This is a genomic window from Microbacterium sp. NPDC057658 (assembly GCF_042799975.1).
Lineage (GTDB): Bacteria > Actinomycetota > Actinomycetes > Actinomycetales > Microbacteriaceae > Microbacterium.
On the sequence record NZ_JBHVHT010000001.1, the window covers coordinates 1,407,043 to 1,423,480 of the forward strand.

Annotated in this window: 15 protein-coding genes; 6 read left to right on the forward strand and 9 right to left on the reverse strand. The window is 71.3% G+C overall.

Features of this window, described 5'->3' with window-relative positions:
- Positions 1-6: 6 nt before the first annotated feature.
- The 8 genes from ACFU8V_RS06690 to ACFU8V_RS06725 form a co-directional block, all read right to left on the reverse strand.
- Complete coding sequence (locus ACFU8V_RS06690) at positions 7-729, reverse strand: DUF6882 domain-containing protein (protein ID WP_085606823.1); 723 nt, start codon at positions 727-729, stop codon at positions 7-9.
- A gap of 22 nt (positions 730-751) precedes the next feature.
- Entirely contained in the window at positions 752-1,996 is a 1,245-nt protein-coding gene (locus tag ACFU8V_RS06695; protein ID WP_378869925.1) for an MFS transporter, read from the reverse strand.
- Between the two features lie 81 nt (positions 1,997-2,077).
- A complete protein-coding gene (locus ACFU8V_RS06700) occupies positions 2,078-2,881 on the reverse strand; it encodes an HpcH/HpaI aldolase/citrate lyase family protein (protein ID WP_378869928.1) in 804 nt (267 codons plus the stop codon).
- Positions 2,866-3,651, reverse strand: coding sequence for a fumarylacetoacetate hydrolase family protein (locus tag ACFU8V_RS06705; protein WP_338565599.1), 786 nt, complete (start codon positions 3,649-3,651; stop codon positions 2,866-2,868). Before ACFU8V_RS06705 ends, ACFU8V_RS06700 begins: the two co-directional genes overlap by 16 nt.
- A gap of 9 nt (positions 3,652-3,660) precedes the next feature.
- Positions 3,661-4,827 carry a 3,4-dihydroxyphenylacetate 2,3-dioxygenase gene (gene hpaD, locus ACFU8V_RS06710; RefSeq protein WP_259951970.1) on the reverse strand — a complete coding sequence of 389 codons (1,167 nt, stop codon included), beginning with the start codon at positions 4,825-4,827 and terminating at the stop codon, positions 3,661-3,663.
- A 30-nt stretch (positions 4,828-4,857) separates the two neighbouring features.
- Complete coding sequence (hpaE, locus tag ACFU8V_RS06715) at positions 4,858-6,357, reverse strand: 5-carboxymethyl-2-hydroxymuconate semialdehyde dehydrogenase (protein WP_025103810.1); 1,500 nt, start codon at positions 6,355-6,357, stop codon at positions 4,858-4,860.
- Positions 6,354-7,040, reverse strand: coding sequence for a GntR family transcriptional regulator (locus ACFU8V_RS06720; protein WP_025103811.1), 687 nt, complete (start codon positions 7,038-7,040; stop codon positions 6,354-6,356). Before ACFU8V_RS06720 ends, hpaE begins: the two co-directional genes overlap by 4 nt.
- The gene (locus ACFU8V_RS06725) at positions 7,037-8,509 is read right to left on the reverse strand and encodes a fumarylacetoacetate hydrolase family protein (RefSeq protein ID WP_338565600.1); all 1,473 of its coding nucleotides are present in this window, start codon (positions 8,507-8,509) and stop codon (positions 7,037-7,039) included. Before ACFU8V_RS06725 ends, ACFU8V_RS06720 begins: the two co-directional genes overlap by 4 nt.
- A gap of 143 nt (positions 8,510-8,652) precedes the next feature.
- On the opposite strand from ACFU8V_RS06725, the gene ACFU8V_RS06730 reads away from it, so the two are divergent.
- Complete coding sequence (locus ACFU8V_RS06730; protein ID WP_062635975.1) at positions 8,653-10,032, forward strand: MFS transporter; 1,380 nt, start codon at positions 8,653-8,655, stop codon at positions 10,030-10,032.
- A 57-nt stretch (positions 10,033-10,089) separates the two neighbouring features.
- On the opposite strand, the gene ACFU8V_RS06735 is transcribed toward ACFU8V_RS06730, so the two are convergent.
- On the reverse strand, positions 10,090-10,797 hold the full coding sequence (locus tag ACFU8V_RS06735; RefSeq protein ID WP_126894096.1) for an IclR family transcriptional regulator: 708 nt from the start codon (positions 10,795-10,797) through the stop codon (positions 10,090-10,092).
- Positions 10,798-10,925: 128 nt separating this feature from the next.
- On the opposite strand from ACFU8V_RS06735, the gene ACFU8V_RS06740 reads away from it, so the two are divergent.
- The 5 genes from ACFU8V_RS06740 to ACFU8V_RS06760 all read left to right on the forward strand — a co-directional run bounded on the left by ACFU8V_RS06740 (position 10,926) and on the right by ACFU8V_RS06760 (position 16,386).
- The gene (locus ACFU8V_RS06740; protein WP_378869937.1) at positions 10,926-12,788 is read left to right on the forward strand and encodes an FAD-dependent monooxygenase; all 1,863 of its coding nucleotides are present in this window, start codon (positions 10,926-10,928) and stop codon (positions 12,786-12,788) included.
- An 80-nt stretch (positions 12,789-12,868) separates the two neighbouring features.
- The gene (locus ACFU8V_RS06745; RefSeq protein WP_378869940.1) at positions 12,869-13,843 is read left to right on the forward strand and encodes an ABC transporter ATP-binding protein; all 975 of its coding nucleotides are present in this window, start codon (positions 12,869-12,871) and stop codon (positions 13,841-13,843) included.
- A gap of 1 nt (position 13,844) precedes the next feature.
- Positions 13,845-14,606 (forward strand): ABC transporter permease, encoded by a 762-nt coding sequence (locus ACFU8V_RS06750; protein ID WP_085606807.1) that lies wholly within the window; start codon positions 13,845-13,847, stop codon positions 14,604-14,606.
- Positions 14,607-14,635: 29 nt separating this feature from the next.
- Positions 14,636-15,763 carry a sensor histidine kinase gene (locus ACFU8V_RS06755; protein WP_378869944.1) on the forward strand — a complete coding sequence of 376 codons (1,128 nt, stop codon included), beginning with the start codon at positions 14,636-14,638 and terminating at the stop codon, positions 15,761-15,763.
- Complete coding sequence (locus tag ACFU8V_RS06760; RefSeq protein ID WP_378869947.1) at positions 15,760-16,386, forward strand: response regulator transcription factor; 627 nt, start codon at positions 15,760-15,762, stop codon at positions 16,384-16,386. Before ACFU8V_RS06755 ends, ACFU8V_RS06760 begins: the two co-directional genes overlap by 4 nt.
- Positions 16,387-16,438: the final 52 nt, after the last annotated feature.

Below are 16,438 nucleotides of genomic sequence, written 5' to 3' on the forward strand. Positions count from 1 at the left end.
GCGGACTCAGCCGTGGCCGTGCAGCGAGCTCTCCACGCCGCTGATCCGGGCCTGCTCGTCGAAGCGGATCGTCGCGGTGCCCGAGGCGTCCGTCACCGTGGCGCCGGAGAAGGACTCGTCCGTCCAGGTGAGGGTCCAGCCGGCGAGACGCGCGAGGTCCCAGACCGCCGTGCGGGCGTCGGGGAGGGGCGTCTGCGCGAGGGTGCGGGGCAGGGCCGCCACCGTGTCGGCGACCGTGAGCGGGGCGAGCGGGGCGTCGAGCAGGAACACCGCGCGGGTGCCGCCGTCGACGGGGGCCGAGTAGTAGGGGGAGCGCCCGGTGAGCTCCACCGCCACGCCGCCGATCGTGTGCGCCGCGCGGGCGATCCACTCCGCGTCGCCCGAGGCATCGGCCGGAAACGGGACCTCGGGGGCGGTGAGCTCGGCGATCCCGTGCTGCTCGCCGTACGCGCGGAGCTGCGCCGCGACACCCTGGGGGTCGCCCTGGGGGTGCGCCCACGCCCACAGCAGCGAGCGGGGGCCGGGGGCGATCGTGGCGATGAGGTGCGCGCGGGTCACGAGCTGCCGGGTCGGGTCGTCGTTCGCGGTGAAGGTCAGTGTTCCCGCCGCGAGGTCGGCGTCCCACCGGTGCTCGCCGAGCGCATCGGCGGCCGCGGAGAGGGCGTCCTGGCGGAGCGCGGTGAAGAGGGCGGCACGGTCGGCGAGGGGCTGCAGCGGGGGGAAGGTCATGCCCACAGTCTCGCCGGGATTGCTATGAATCCGCCACTCCCGCGCGCTCCGCGACGGCCGCCGCGGGCCGCCCCATCCGCCACACCGTGGGGACGAGCAGCGTCACCAGAGCGATCGCCGCATAGAGGACCGCGGAGGTGGTGAGCACGGTGGCCGGCTCCGCATGCGTGATGAGCCAGCCGTACACGAGCGTGCCGATGGGCATCACCACGAAGCTGCCGAGCATGTCGTAGCTCGCGACCCGCGAGAGCTTCTCCCCGGGGATGTTCTCCATCATCGCGAGGTTCCAGCCGGTCGCGAAGACCTCGGCTCCGGCCCCGGCGACGAACGCGGCCATCGCGAGCAGGACCGCGGCCGGGTGCACGCCGAGGAGGGTGAGCGGCAGGGCGAACGCCGCCATCCCGATCATCCCGTAGCGCAGGGGCCGGCGGAGCGGGAACCACATCAGCAGCAGGGTCATCACCAGGACTCCTGCGCCCTCCGCGCTCACGACCCACCCCCAGCCGGAGATGCCGAGGCGATCGTCGTTCTTCGCGATGTACGGGCCGACGACGCCCCAGGCGCCCACGTGGATGGCGTTCATGATCATGAAGGCCAGCACGATGGTCCACAGCCAGGAGCGGCTCCAGAACTCGTGCCACCCCACCCGGAGGTCGTGGAACATCGTGGTGCCGCCGGAGGCCGCGGGCGGCGGGAGCTTCACGAGCGCGAGGACCGGGATCGCGAGCAGCCACCCCGCCGCCTGCACGACCATGGCCCACGCGGGTCCCGCGGTGGCGACCAGGACGCCCGCGACGACCGGGCCGCCGATCGTGACGGCCGAGCGGACGAACGACAGCATCGCGTTCGCCTGCTGGAGGTGCGCGGGGGTGGTCAGCTGCGGGATGATGCCCTGCATCGCGGGGAGCACGAACGCGGACGAGGCGCCGTTGATCGCGGAGAGCACGGCGAGGAGCGGGACCGTGGCTGTGCCGGTGAACAGGAGAGCGGCCATCGCTCCGACCGACAGGATGTCCACGACGTAGCAGGACTGGATGATGAGGGCGCGGGGGAGGCGGTCGGCGACGACGCCTCCGAACAGGACGAACACGATGTTGCTGATCGTGAAGGCGGCCAGCACGATCGAGAGCGACCGGGCGTCGTTGTCGATCTCGAGCACCGCGAAGGCCAGGGCGATGGCCGACATCGAGCCCGTGACGAGCGTCAGGGCGCGCGCGAGGAAGAACCACCGGAATTTGCGGTCCTGCATCGCCGCCAGTCTGTGCACCGGCTCATCCTTCCCGGCCGCTTCGAATCGCGCAAATGGCCCCATTCCGGCCGCGGATGGAGCCAGGTGCGCGACTCGAAGTCAGTAGCTGGGGCGGCCGGAGGCGTCGGAGCGGGGGAGGAAGCGGGCGGCGAGGGCCTCGGAGGCACGGGCGAGGAGGGCGACGTCGGCGCCCACGGCCACGAAGTCCGCACCCGCCGCGAGATACGCGTCGGCGGCGGAGGGATCGAAGGCGTTCACGCCCACGGGCTTCCCGGCACCGTGCACCGCGGCGAACACCGACTCCACAGCGGCGACCACGTCCGGATGCGTCTGCTGTCCGAGCAGGCCCATCGACGCGGACAGGTCGGAGGGGCCGACGAACACCGCGTCCACCCCGTCGACCGCGGCGATGTCGGCGGCGGCCCCGACCCCCGCGGCCGTCTCGATCTGCACCGTGAGCGACACGTGCTGCGCCGACTCCTGCAGGTAGCGGTCGACGCGGTTCCAGCGGGCGCTGCGGGCGAGGGCGCTGCCGATGCCGCGGACGCCCTCGGGGGGATAACGGGTCGCGGCCACGGCAGCCCTGGCCTCGTCGGCGGACGACACCATCGGCACGATGAGGTTCTGCGCGCCGAGGTCGAGCACCTGCTTGATCGCGACCGCATCGTTGAAGGGCACCCGGACGAGCGGGGTCACCGGATAGGCCGCGACCGCCTGGAGCTGGGTCAGCACGGACTCGAGCGTGTTCGCCGAGTGCTCCATGTCGATGAGCAGCCAGTCCAGCCCGGAGCCCGCGGCGACCTCGGCGAGCAGCGGGCTGCCGGAGCACACCCACATCCCCACGAAGGGACGATCGGACGCGGCGAGCTGCGCGCGGAAGGACGGGTCTAGACGAAGCGGCATGTGATGGTCCCCATCGGTCCGTAGTCGCACAGCACCTCGTCGCCGCGCGACACCCACATCGGGCGTGTGAACGATCCTGCCAGGATGATCTCGCCCGCCTCCAGACGCGCGCCGTGCTGATGGAACTTGTTCGCGAGCCACGCGACCCCGGTGGCCGGATGCCCGAGCACGCCGGCGGCGACACCGGTCTCCTCGATCTCCCCGTTGCGGGACAGCACGCCGGGCACCCACCGCAGGTCGATCTCGTTCGGGCGCTTGCGCACCGTCCCCAGCACCATCGCCCCGTACGCGGCGTTGTCGCTGATGGTGTCGACGATCGTGCGGCCCTCGAGCTCGATGTGCGAGTTCAGCACCTCGAGGGCCGGCACGGCGTAGTCGATCGCGGCGAGGGCGTCCTCCAGTGTGCAGTCGGGGCCCTCCAGCGGTTCCTTGAGCACGAACGCCAGCTCGACCTCGATGCGGACGTTGGAGAAGTGATCCGTGGGGATCTCCGCGCCCGACTCGTACACGGTGTCGTCGAACATGACGCCGTAGTCGGGCTCGGTGATCCCCGTCGCCTGCTGCATGGCCTTCGACGTCAGGCCGATCTTGCGCCCGACCAGCCGGCGGCCCGCCGCGACCTGCGAATCCCGCCACACGCCCTGGATGGCGTAGGAGTCCTCCACGGTCGCCTCCGGGTACCGCGCGGTGATGCGCGGGATCACCCCGTGCGTGCGGTCGGCTTCCGCGAGCTCCGCGGCGATCTGCGCGATGGTCTCCTCAGGCAGCATGAGCGTCTCCTAGAGCTGGTGGCCGAGCTTGTACTCGCCCTGCTTGTACTCGGGCATCGAGGTCTCGCCCTCGTCCGCGCGGGTGTAGGAGAAGCCGTCGGCGCCGATCGTCACGGCCATCTCGCTGGAGTCCGTGCGGGCGATGACGGGCTGCGGGTTGCCGTCGAGGTCGAGCACGAGCGAGGCGTCGGTGTACCAGGAGGGCACCACCGGGGTGCCCCACCAGTCGCGGCGCTGGTTGTCGTGCACGTCCCACGTGACGACCGGGTTGTCCGGGTCGCCGGTGTAGTAGTCCTGCGTGTAGATCTCGACGCGGTGGCCGTCCGGGTCGCGCAGGTAGAGGTAGAACGCGTTGGAAACGCCGTGCCGGCCGGGGCCGCGCTCGATGGCGTCGGAGCGGCGCAGCGCCCCGAGCTTGTCGCAGATCGCGAGGATGTTGTGCTTCTCGTGCGTCGCGAAGGCGACGTGGTGCATGCGCGGACCGTCGCCGCCCGTCGCCGCGGTGTCGTGCACGGTGGGCTTGCGGCGCATCCACGCGGCGTACACGGTGCCCTCGTCGTCCTGGATGTCCTCCGTCACGCGGAAGCCGAGGTCCTGGTAGTGGCGCACCGCGCGCGGCACGTCGGGGGTGACCTGGTTGAAGTGGTCGAGGCGCACGAGCTCGCCGGGGGTGTGCAGGTCGTACCGCCAGGACAGGCGCTCCACGTGCTCGGTGGCGTAGAAGAACTCGTACGGGAAGCCCAGCGGATCGACGACGCGCACGGAGTCGCCGATGCCCTTCACGAAGCCGTTCTCCTGTCGACGGACGTCGCAGCCGAGCTCGGTGTAGAACTCCACGGCGCGGTCGAGGTCCTCCGCGGCGCGCACCCGGTATGAGAACGCGGCGACCGCGGCGATGGGCCCCTGACGCAGCACGAGGTTGTGGTGGATGAACTCCTCGGTCGAGCGCAGGTAGATCGCCTCGTCGTCCTCCTCGGTCACGTACAGGCCCAGGATGTCGACGTAGAACTGCCGCGAGGCGGCCAGGTCGGTCACGACGAGCTCCATGTACGCGCAGCGCAGGATGTCCGGCGGCGTGCTCTTCGGCGTCGCGACGGGGTTGTCGCTCTGGATCGGGGCCTCCTGGCTCACGTAGTAGCCGGAGGAGGTGAGGGTCTTGGCGGTCTTGTCGGTCATGTCAGCGTCCTTGCTTGTGTCCGGCGGGCGTCAGTTCTTGCCGAACGTCGGGTTGTGCGGGGTCGAGGCGAGCGTGATGTGCACGCTCTGCTGGTCGGTGTAGAAGTCGATGGAGCGGTAGCCGCCCTCGTGGCCCAGGCCCGACGCCTTCACGCCGCCGAACGGCGTGCGGAGGTCGCGGACGTTGTTGCTGTTCAGCCACACCATGCCGGCCTCGACGGACTGCGCGAACGTGTGGGCGCGCTTGAGGTCGTTCGTCCAGATGTAGGCCGCGAGGCCGTACTTCGTGTTGTTCGCGAGCGCCAGCGCCTCCTCGTCGGAGTCGAACGGGGTGATCGCGACGACCGGGCCGAAGATCTCCTCCTGGAAGATGCGGGCGTCGGGGGCCACGTCGGCGAACACCGTCGGGGCGACGAAGTTCCCCTCTTCGAAGCCCTCGGGACGACCGCCGCCGGCGACCAGACGGCCCTCGGTCTTGCCGATCTCGACGTAGGACATCACCTTGTCGTAGTGCTCGGGGTGCACGAGAGCGCCGACCTCGGTCTCGGGGTCGTGCGGGTAGCCGACCTTGACGCGCTGCGCCTGCGCGGCGTAGCGCTCCACGAACTCGTCGTAGATCGAGCGCTCCACGATGATGCGGGACCCGGCGGTGCAGCGCTCGCCGTTGAGGGAGAAGACGCCGAAGATGGTCGCGTCGACGGCGGCCTCCAGGTCGGCGTCCGCGAAGACCACGGCGGGCGACTTGCCGCCGAGCTCCATCGACAGGCCCTTGAGGAACGGCGCGGCGTTGCCGAAGATGATCTGCCCCGTGCGGCTCTCGCCGGTGAAGGAGATGAGCGGCACGTCGGGGTGCTTCACCAGCGCGTCGCCGGCGTCTTCGCCGAGGCCGTTGACGAGGTTGAAGACGCCCTGCGGCAGGCCCGCCTCCTCGAAGATGCCCGCCCACAGCGAGGCGGAGAGGGGCGTGAACTCGGCCGGCTTGAGGACGACCGTGTTGCCGGTGGCGAGCGCGGGGCCGAGCTTCCAGGACTCGAGCATGAACGGCGTGTTCCACGGGGTGATGAGCCCGGCGACGCCGATCGGCTTGCGGTTGACGTAGTTCATCTGCTTGCCCGGCACCTTGAAGGCGTCGTCGGCCTGGGCGACGATCAGGTCGGCGAAGAAGCGGAAGTTCTCGGCGGCGCGGCGGGCCTGACCGAGGGCCTGCGTGATCGGCAGGCCGGAGTCGTACGACTCCAGCTCCGCGAGCCGGGCGTCGCGCGACTCCACGATGTCGGCGATCCTGTGCAGCACGCGCGAGCGCTCACGCGGGAGCATCCGCGGCCAGGGACCTTCGTCGAAGGCGCGCTTGGCGGCGGCGACGGCCCGCTCGATGTCGGCCTTCTTGCCGGCGGCGGCCGTCGTGTAGGTCTGGTTCGTCACCGGGTCGAGCACGTCGAACGTGTCGCCGTCGATCGAGTCGACGAAGGCGCCGTCGATGTAGTGCTGGATGTGGTCGGGCAGGTCGGCGGGGATGCGGGAGTCGGTCATGATGCTTCTCCTTCGGCGGGGACGGAACGGGTGTGCAGGGCGTCGAGGAACGCGTCCCTCGTGCGCCACCGGTGGTTGCGGGCGGCGAGCTCGATCTCCAGCGGCTCGGCGCCGTCGCGGATCAGCTCGAGGATCTGGGTGTGCTCGTCGACCGAGTGGTGGGCGCGGCCGGGCACGTAGGCGAAGGTCGAGTCGCGGATGCCGGACAGCCGGGCCCAGCCGCGGTGCACGAGGTCGAGCAGGTGCGGGTTGGGGCACGGCTCGAACAGCACGGAGTGGAACTGCCGGTTGAGCTCGGTGAACGTGTGCGGGTCGAAGTGGTCGAGCAGGCGGCTCATGCGCTCGTTGACCTCGGCGGCCTGCGCGAGCGCGTCCGCGTCGAGCAGGGGAGCGGACAGCGCGGTGGCCGCCCCTTCGACGAGTCCGAGCGTCTGCATCGTGTGGGCGTACTCGCCCTCGTCCACGAGGGTCACGCGGGCGCCGACGTTGCGCTCGAAGGTCACGAGCCCCTCGGCCTCCAGGCGGCGGATCGCCTCGCGCACCGGGACCACGCTCATCCCCAGCTCCTCGGCGATCGGACCGAGGACCAGGCGGTAGCCAGGGCCGTAGGTGTGCGCCGAGATGCGCGCGCGGATCCAGGCGTACGCCTGCTCCGACTTGCTGGCGCTCTCGACCGTGCTCACTTCCGCTCCGCTCCGGTGCCGGTCGCCTGCTCGTAGCGGGCGCGCCATTCGGCGTTCATCGGGAAGAGGCCGTCGACCGGGTGCCCGGCGGCGACCTGCTCGGCGATCCAGGCGTCCTCGATCTCCTGGGCCACGGCGTCGGCGGCGACCTCGGCGGCGAGAGCCGGTGGGATCACGATCACGCCGTCGCTGTCGCCGACGATGATGTCGCCGGGCTGCACGGTGGCGCCGCCGCACGAGATCGTCACGTCGACGTCCCACGGCACGTGCTTGCGGCCGAGCACCGAGGGGTGCGCACCCTGCGAGAAGACGGGAAGCCCGATCTCGGCGACGGCCTGGAAGTCGCGGACACCGCCGTCGGTGACCACGCCCGCCGCGCCGCGGGTCTGCGCGCGCAGGGCGAGGATGTCGCCGAGCGTGCCGGTGGTCGCGTCGCCGCGGGCCTCGATGACGATGACCTCGCCTTCGGCGACCGCGTCGAACGCGCGCTTCTGGGCGTTGTACCCGCCGCCGTGACTGCGGAACAGGTCTTCGCGGAACGGCACGAAGCGGAGGGTCTTGGCGGTGCCGACGATCTTCGTATCCGGGAGGTTGGCGGAGACGCCGTCGATGAAGCAGGAGTGGTGTCCGCGCTTGCGCAGCTGGGCCGAGAGGCCGGCGGTGGGGGCTTCGAGGAGCTGGGCGCGGAGCTCGGGGGTGAGCGTGGGCGCGGTGTCCTCGGCGGGCAGGCCGGCGAGCTCGCGGGAGCCCCAGGCCTCGGTGCGCTGGAGGTCGTCCACCGCGGGGAGCGAGCCGAGGTCGCCGTCGAAGGGGACATCCCCCTGCGTGACCGTCGTGACCAGGCGGCCGGACGTGGGGGCGCCGGGGGCGTCCGGGGCGTCGACCTCGATCTCGACCACGTCGCCGGGGACGATGACCGACGAGCCCGCGGGGGTGCCCGTGAGGATCACGTCGCCGGTCTCCAGCGTGAAGTGCTGGGAGAGGTCGGCGACGAGCTGGGCCAGCGGGAAGATGAGGCCGGCGGTGGTGTCGTCCTGGCGGAGCTCGCCGTTCACCCAGGCGCGCACGCGGAGGGCCGCCGGGTCGACCGTGCGGGCGTCGATCAGCTCCGGACCGAGCGGGGTGTACCCGTCGCCGCCCTTGGAGCGGACGTTGGAGCCCTTGTCGTTGGCGCGCAGATCGTAGAGACCGAGATCGTTCGAGGCGGTCACCCACTGCACGTGGTCCCAGGCGTCGGCGAGGGCGACCCGGCGGGCCGGGGCGCCGATGATCAGCGCGATCTCCCCTTCGAACGCGAGCAGCTCGGTGCCGGCGGGACGCTCGACGGTGCCGCCGGAGACCCCGACCGAACTGGCCGGCTTGAAGAAATAGGAGGGGTGGGCGGGGCGTCGACCGCGCTGGTCGGCCCGCGAGGCGTAGCTCAGGTGGATCGCGATGATCTTCCCCGGGCGGGCGATGGTGTCCGTCACGGATGCGCCTCCTCGCGCTCGTCAGGACGCATTGTGCGTCGTATCCGAAATCATATATCATCGTCTCACCCCTCGGCAAGCGGATCGGATTCACGTCCGGGCGCGCCGTGACAACGCGGTCACAAGCACAAAGGAGACACCCCATGAGCGGGCAGTCACAGGGTGGGTTCACGCCCACCGGAACCATCGCGACGGCGGCCGACCGGCGTCGTGTCGTCTTCGCCACCGTCGTCGGGACCACCGTCGAGTGGTACGACTTCTTCATCTACGCCACGGCGGTCGGGCTGGTCTTCGGACAGCTCTTCTTCGCGCCGCTCGGCGCCAACAGCGCTCTCGTCGGCTTCGCCACGGTCGGTGTGAGCTTCCTCTTCCGGCCCCTCGGCGCGTTCCTCGCCGGCCACTACGGCGACAAGCTCGGCCGCAAGGCCGTGCTGATGTGGACGCTGATCCTCATGGGGGCCGCGACCGCCCTGATCGGTCTGCTCCCCACGTACGAGACCATCGGCGTCATGGCGCCGGTCCTCCTCGTGCTGCTGCGCATCGTGCAGGGCATCTCGGCCGGCGGCGAGTGGGGCGGCGCGGTGCTGATGGCCGTCGAACACGCCCCGCGCAAGAAGCGCGGCATCTTCGGCGCCTCCCCGCAGATCGGCGTGCCGCTCGGCCTGCTGCTCGCGTCGGGCGTCATGGCGCTGATGACCGCGATCGCTCCGGGGGACCAGTTCCTCGCCTGGGGCTGGCGCGTGCCGTTCCTGCTGAGCGTCGTGCTGATCCTCGTCGGCTACTACGTCCGCCGTCGCGTGGAGGAGAGCCCGGTGTTCGCCGAGCTCGCCGAGCGCAAGGAGAAGGCGAAGATGCCGATCGTGCAGCTCTTCCGCAAGCACCTGCTGCTCGTCATCATCGCCGCCCTCGTCTTCGCCGGGAACAACGCCGTGGGCTACATGACCACCGGCGGCTACATCCAGGGCTATGCCACGAACCCCGAGGGGCCCATCGGCCTCGAGCGCGGGCCCGTGCTGTGGGCGGTCACCGGATCGGCCGTCACCTGGCTGCTCACCACGCTGCTGGCCGGCTGGGTGTCCGACCGCATCGGGCGTCGCACGACCTACCTCATCGGCTGGGTGCTCCAGCTCGTCGGCGTGTTCACGCTGTTCCCGCTCGTCAACACCGGCGAGGTGGGGCTGCTGTTCGCCGGTCTCGCGATCCTCACGATCGGCCTGGGCTTCACCTACGGGCCGCAGGCGGCGCTGTACACCGAGCTGTTCCCCGCGAGCATCCGGTTCTCCGGCGTCTCCATCTCGTACGCGATCGGCGCGATCGCCGGTGGCGCCTTCGCGCCCACGATCGCGACGTTCATCGTCGATCAGACCGGCTCCACCGAGGCGGTCACCTGGTACCTCGCGGGCATGACCCTCCTCGGCCTCGTCGCCACGCTCCTGCTGCGCGACCGCTCGGGCATCCCGCTCGGTCCGGACCACGAGGAGGAGCAGTCCGTCAGCCCGATCCGCGGGCTCGCGAAGGTCTGACCTCCCTGCCACGAGAGCGCACGTCCCTGAGGGGCGTGCGCTCTCGTGTGTTCCGGCTCAGCCCTCGAGGGCCTCGCGGATGAGGTCGGCGGAGCGCCGGAGGCGCGCGGCGATCTCCCCGTCGTCCAGGTCGGTCGCGACGTGCACGACCGCGATCGCGGCGGGACGCTGGCCGCGCAGACGCAGCGGGACCGCGACGGACTGGACCGTGGGGATGACCTCGTCGTGGCTCGTGGCGTAGCCGCGCGCGGCGGCGCTGTCGACGTCGGCGCGCAGGGCGGGGGAGATGGCGACGGGAACCTCCGCGCCGTCGAGCTGCGCGAGGATCGCCTTCCCGGGAGCGCCGACCGTGACGGAGTGCCGCGCGCCGGGCCGCTGGGCGACGCTGGCGACGGCGTGCCGCGGCTCGACGCTGGCGAGGGTGATGCACTCGGCCCCGTCCAGGACGGCGAGGAAGCAGGTCATGCCGAGCTCGTTCGCGATGGCGGTGAGCTCCGGCAGGGCCTCGGCCTGGAGGTCGTGGGCGACACCGGCGGCGAGGGCGGCCATGCGGGCGCCGAGGCTCACGGCGCCGCTCGCATCGCGGGTGACGAGACCGTGATCCTCGAGGGTGCGGAGAAGCCGGTAGGCGATGGAGCGATGCACCTCGAGGCGTCCGGCGATGTCGTCGATGGTCAGCGCACCGCGGGCGTCGGCGAGCACCTCGAGGATGCGGATGCCGCGGCTCAGCGTCTGCGAGGCGGGGGCGGCGGGGCGCTCGGACATGGCTCTCCTTGCGATGCGCGAGGCACCGGTCTAGGCTGTGTTCAATAGTAGAACACTGTGTTCGAATATAGAACACAGTGTTCCTGGACGCAACACCCGACGAAGACGTCCGGAAGGAATCGACGACGATGCAGTTCCACCACCACGGCTATGTGTCCGGAGACCCGCGCGTGCAGGACGCCGCCGGCACCGGGATCGACCGCCCCGCCGCCCTGCCCGACGAGGTCGACGTCCTCATCGTCGGCTCCGGGCCCGCGGGCATGCTGCTCGCGGCACAGATGTCGCAGTACCCCGACATCACGACCCGCATCATCGAGAAGCGCGAGGGCCGCCTCGTCCTCGGACAGGCCGACGGCATCCAGCCCCGCAGCGTGGAGACCTTCCAGGCCTTCGGCTTCGCCGAGCGCATCATCGCCGAGGCCTACAACATCGGCTGGATGAACTTCTGGGGCCCCGACCCCGAGCACCCCGATCAGATCGTGCGGACCACCCGCACCGCCGACTACGCCTACGACATCTGCGAGTTCCCGCACCTCATCGTCAACCAGGCCCGCGTGCTGGACTACTTCGCCGAAGCGGCGGCCGACGGCCCCGGACGGATCGTGCCGGACTACGGCGTCGAATTCCTCGGGCTTACCGTGCATGAGGAGGGCGAGTACCCGGTCGAGGTGCGCGTCCGCCATGTCGGCGAAGCCGACGAACGCGTCGTCCGGGCGAAGTACGTGGTGGGCTGCGACGGCGCCCGGAGCGGCGTGCGTCAGGCGATCGGACGCACGCACGTCGGCGCGAGCGCCGCGCACGCCTGGGGCGTCATGGACGTGCTCGTCAACACCGACTTCCCGGACTGGCGCACCAAGTGCGCGATCAACTCGAAGGCGGGCAACATCCTGCACATCCCGCGGGAGGGCGGCTACCTCAGCCGCATGTACATCGACCTCGGCGAGGTCGCGGCGGACGACGACCACCGCGTGCGCCAGACGCCCATCGAGGAGATCATCCGGCGCGCCAATGCGATCCTCCACCCCTACACGCTCGATGTGAAGCAGGTCGCCTGGCACAGCGTCTACGAGGTCGGCCACCGTGTGACCGACGGCTTCGACGACGTCGACCCCGGCGTCGACCGCAGCCCGCGCGTCTTCCTCACCGGCGACGCCTGCCACACCCACAGCGCCAAGGCCGGCCAGGGCATGAACGTGTCGATGCAGGACGGGTTCAACCTCGGCTGGAAGCTCGGTTCCGTGCTGAGCGGCCGTGCGCCCGAGTCGCTGCTGGCCACGTACGGCGCCGAGCGTCGTCCCGTCGCGCAGCAGCTCATCGACTTCGACCGCGAGTGGTCCAGCCTCATGGCGCGCAAGCCCGAGGAGATCTCCGACCCGAACGAGCTGGCCACGTACTACCTGGCGACGGCCGAGTTCCCGTCCGGGTTCATGACCCAGTACACGTCCTCCATGATCACCGGCACGGACGCCCACCAGGCGCTCGCCGTCGGGTACCCGCTGGGCAAGCGCTTCAAGTCGGCGGAGGTCGTGCGGGTCGGGGACGGCAACGTCGTCCACCTCGGACACCACGCGAAGGCCGACGGCCGGTGGCGGGTCTACGCGTTCGGCGACCGGACCGGCGAAGCGCTCGCCGCGTGGGCGGAGATGGCGGCGCCCGTGTTCGCACGGTTCACCCCGGCGGACGCCGACGCCGACGCCGTGTTCGACGTGAAGGCCGTGTATCAGCAGCCCTTCGAGGAGGTCGAGGTCACGACGACGCCCGAGCTCTTCCAGCCGAAGACCGGCCCGCTCGGACTCACCGACTGGGAGAAGGTCTACGCGGCCGGCCCGAGCAAGTGGTGCGGCACGGACATCTTCGAGGCGCGGGAGCTGTCCCGTGACGGCGTCGTGATCGTCGTGCGCCCGGACCAGTACGTCGCCGCGATCCTCCCGCTGGACGGGGTGGACGAGCTGGCGGGCTTCCTGGACGGGGCGCTGCTTCCCGCGCGCTGAACCTCGGCATGACACGTGTCATGCCGAGGAGATGACACCGCCCTCCGGACGGCCGCGCGCTCCGGCGCGAGGCTGGAGGCATGAACGAGACATCCGTGCAGGAGGCGGCACCGCGCGTCGCGTCGTCCTCCGCGTCCCCCGCCGTCGATGACGGACCCGTGGCGCTGGAGCTGATCGACGTGCGCAAGCACTTCGGCACCGGCGAGCGCCGCGTGCCGGCCGTCGACGGTGTCGACCTCTCCATCCGGCGCGGCGAGGTGGTCGCCCTGCTCGGCCCCAACGGCGCGGGCAAGACCACCACGCTCGACATGCTCCTCGGGCTCACCGCCCCCAGCAGCGGGACCGTGCGCGTGCTCGGGGCGGCTCCGGAACGGGCCACCGCGAACGGGGCCATCGGAGCCGTGCTGCAGACCGGGGGCCTGCTCGGCGACCTCACCGTCGGCGAGACCGTGCGGCTGATCGCCTCGCTGTACGGGCGGGAAGCCCTCGCACGCGTGCCGGAGGTGATGCGCCGTGCCGACCTCGCCGGTCTCGCGCGCCGCCGGGTGTCCAAGTGCTCGGGCGGCGAGCAGCAGCGCGTGAAGTTCGCGCTCGCGATGATCTCCGATCCCGACATCCTCGTGCTCGACGAGCCGACCGCCGGTATGGACGTCACCGCGCGGCGCCACTTCTGGGACGTGATGCGTGCCGACGCGGACGCGGGGCGCACGATCGTGTTCGCCACGCACTATCTGGAGGAGGCGGAGCAGTTCGCCCGCCGCACGGTGGTCATGCATCGGGGCACCGTTGTCGCGGACGCGCCCACCGCCCTGCTCCGTGCGAGCCTGGGCGAGCGTACGGTCTCGGCCACCGTGCCCGACGTGTCGGACGCGCTGGTCGCAGCCCTGACCGCCGCGGAGGGCGTGACCGGTGTGCGCATCGACGGGGACCGCCTCAGCCTCCGCGCCACCGACTCCGACGCCGCCGCCCGCCTGCTGCTCGATGGGGGAGCGCACGACCTGGAGATCGCCGCCCCCACGCTCGAGACCGCCTTCACCGCCCTCACGGAGGACTGACATGACCACGACCGTCTCGCCCACCATGCTGCGCATCGAGGGGCTGCGCCAATTGCGCAACCCCTACACGCTCGCCTTCACCCTCGCCATGCCCGTGGCCATGTACCTGCTCTTCGGTGCGGGCATGGGGTACGGCACGCTCTCCGCCGGCAACGGCAACGTCTCCTTCTCCGTGATGGTCTCGATGGCGGCCTACGGCACCGCGGTGGCGATGAGCTCGCTCACCTCGCTCGCGGCCACCGAGGCCAAGCAGGGGTGGGGAAGGCAGCTCGCGATGACGCCGCTGACGACCACCGGCTACGCCCTGACGAAGCTGCTCACCGCCGTGTCGTTCGCCGCGCTCGCGCTCGTCGCGGTGTTCGTCGCCGGGCTGCTCACCGGGGCGGAGGCGGACGGCGCCTGGCGCTGGGTCGTGACCGCCGCCCTCATCCTCGGCATCGGCCTCATGTTCGGCCTCTACGGGCTCGGGGTCGGCCTGTTCTTCGGCTCCGACTCCGCCGCCGCGCTCGCGTCCATCTCGATGACCTTCTTCGCCTTCTTCGGCAACGTGTTCATGCCGCTCGACGGCGTCATGCTCGACATCGCCCGATTCACCCCGTTGTACGGCTTCGTCGCCCTGAGTCGGTGGCCGCTGACGGAGGGCGTGCTGACGACGGGGCAGACGGATGAGCTGTGGATGCTGCTCCTCAACGTCGCGGTCTGGCTCGTCGTCTTCGCGGTGCTGGTGACGGTGGGCGTGCGGCGCTCGCGGTCACGACGGTGAGCGCCCCGGCGCGACAGTAGGTTGGACGGATGACGATGCAGGAGGGCCGGGAGGCGGACGCCCGATCCGGGACGGGCAAGGACCCCTGGGCGCGGTTCGGCTGGCTGATGGCGGTCGTCTGGCTCGTGTTCCTGATCTATCCGGTCCTCGCGCTGCTCGCCTCCGCCGCTCCGCCGGCGTGGGTCGTCACGGGGTGGGTGGCGCTGGTCGCGTTCATCGTCCTCTATGTGACGGGGTTCATGCACGGCGTGCGCGGCGGAGGCGGCCTCGGTCGCACCCCCTCGCGGCGACAGTGGATCACGTTCGCCGCGCTCATCGCCTGCGCGCTGGTCACGATCCCGGCCGTGGGCGGGTCGGCGCTGAGCTTCCTGCCGTTCATCATGTCGTTCGCCTCGTATGGACTGACCCGTGCCTGGCACTGGATCACGACCATCGCCGCGCTCGTGGTGGCGGCCGGCTGCGTCTTCCTCATCCCCGACAACCTCTCCTACCTGTCCGTCCTCGCGATCGTCGCCCTCCTCGGCGTCGTGAACACGGTCTCGACCTGGCTCATCGTGCGCTCGGCGGAGGCGGAGCGGCTGGGCAGGGAGCTGGCGACCAGCGAGGGGCGGGAGGCCGTGGCGCGCGACGTGCACGACCTCATCGGCCACTCGCTGACGGTCGTCGGACTCAAGGCCCAGCTCGTGCGGCGGCTGATGGACTCCGACCCGGAGCGCGCCAAGGCCGAGCTCGCCGACATCGAAGGTCTGACCGCGGAGGCCATCGCCGGAGTGCGGCAGACCGTCGCGGGTGCGCGGGCGACGACCCTCGTCGAGCAGCTCGCGTCGACCGAGGATTCGCTGCGCGCCGCGGACATCGCGCTCGTCGTGGACGGGACCCCGGACGCCCTCTCGCCGGTCCAGGCGATCACGGCGAGCTGGATCCTCCGCGAGGCGACGACCAACACGCTGCGGCACTCCGGTGCCGCGGCCGTCCGTGTGCGCATCGCTCCGGGCGTGCTCACCGTGGAGGACGACGGTGTCGGGCCCGCGTCCGCGACCGGGCATCGCGAGGGCAACGGCATCCGGGGGATGCGGGAGCGCGCGGCGGCGGCCGGCGCCGGGTTCGCCGTGCGGCCCGGCGAGGCGGCGGGCACGCGGGTGGAGGTGACGTGGTGACGGCGGCCCCGACGGTTCCGATCCGGCTGCTCATCGCCGACGACCAGGCCCTCGTCCGCGGGGCGCTCGGGGCCCTGCTCGACCTGGAGCCGGATCTCGAGGTGCACGGCCTGGCGGCGGACGGCGCGGAGGCGCTGCGCCTGGCGGAGGAGCTGCAGCCGGACGTGTGTCTGATGGACATCCAGATGCCGGGGGTGGACGGCGTCGAGGCGACGAAACGGATCCGCGCGGCCAGCCCGCAGACGCGCGTGCTCGTGGTGACCACGTTCGCGCGACCCGGGTACCTGCGCGCGGCGCTCGACGCCGGGGCGAGTGGGTTCGTGGTGAAGGACACCCCGGCCGAGGAGCTCGCCGCGGCCGTGCGCCGCGTGCACGCCGGACTCCGGGTGCTCGATCCGAAACTCGCCGAGGAGAGCCTGTTCGAGGGAGCCAACCCGCTGAGCGACCGGGAGCGGCAGGTGCTGCGGCTGGCCGCCGACGGACGATCCGCGGCGGCCATCGCGGCGGAGGTCTTCCTGTCGGCGGGCACGGTGCGCAACCACCTCTCCGCCGCGATCGGCAAGACCGGCGCCGAGAACCGGGCGCAGGCGGTGCGGATCGCGTCCGACAAAGGCTGGCTCTGACGCCTCTGGCGGGTGTCGGAGGCCGCGCGTACTGTGAGGGCCGACGGGTGAC

Excerpts from the sequence above, each read along its gene's own strand:
- hpaD (WP_259951970.1), bottom strand. The coding sequence starts at position 4,827 with ATGACCGACAAGACCGCCAAGACCCTCACCTCCTCCGGCTACTACGTG.
- ACFU8V_RS06750 (WP_085606807.1), top strand. The coding sequence starts at position 13,845 with ATGACCACGACCGTCTCGCCCACCATGCTGCGCATCGAGGGGCTGCGC.
- ACFU8V_RS06735 (WP_126894096.1), bottom strand. The coding sequence starts at position 10,797 with ATGTCCGAGCGCCCCGCCGCCCCCGCCTCGCAGACGCTGAGCCGCGGC.
- ACFU8V_RS06705 (WP_338565599.1), bottom strand. The coding sequence starts at position 3,651 with ATGCTGCCTGAGGAGACCATCGCGCAGATCGCCGCGGAGCTCGCGGAA.
- ACFU8V_RS06690 (WP_085606823.1), bottom strand. The coding sequence starts at position 729 with ATGACCTTCCCCCCGCTGCAGCCCCTCGCCGACCGTGCCGCCCTCTTC.
- ACFU8V_RS06745 (WP_378869940.1), top strand. The coding sequence starts at position 12,869 with ATGAACGAGACATCCGTGCAGGAGGCGGCACCGCGCGTCGCGTCGTCC.
- hpaE (WP_025103810.1), bottom strand. The coding sequence starts at position 6,357 with ATGACCGACTCCCGCATCCCCGCCGACCTGCCCGACCACATCCAGCAC.
- ACFU8V_RS06730 (WP_062635975.1), top strand. The coding sequence starts at position 8,653 with ATGAGCGGGCAGTCACAGGGTGGGTTCACGCCCACCGGAACCATCGCG.
- ACFU8V_RS06755 (WP_378869944.1), top strand. The coding sequence starts at position 14,636 with ATGACGATGCAGGAGGGCCGGGAGGCGGACGCCCGATCCGGGACGGGC.
- ACFU8V_RS06700 (WP_378869928.1), bottom strand. The coding sequence starts at position 2,881 with ATGCCGCTTCGTCTAGACCCGTCCTTCCGCGCGCAGCTCGCCGCGTCC.
- ACFU8V_RS06740 (WP_378869937.1), top strand. The coding sequence starts at position 10,926 with ATGCAGTTCCACCACCACGGCTATGTGTCCGGAGACCCGCGCGTGCAG.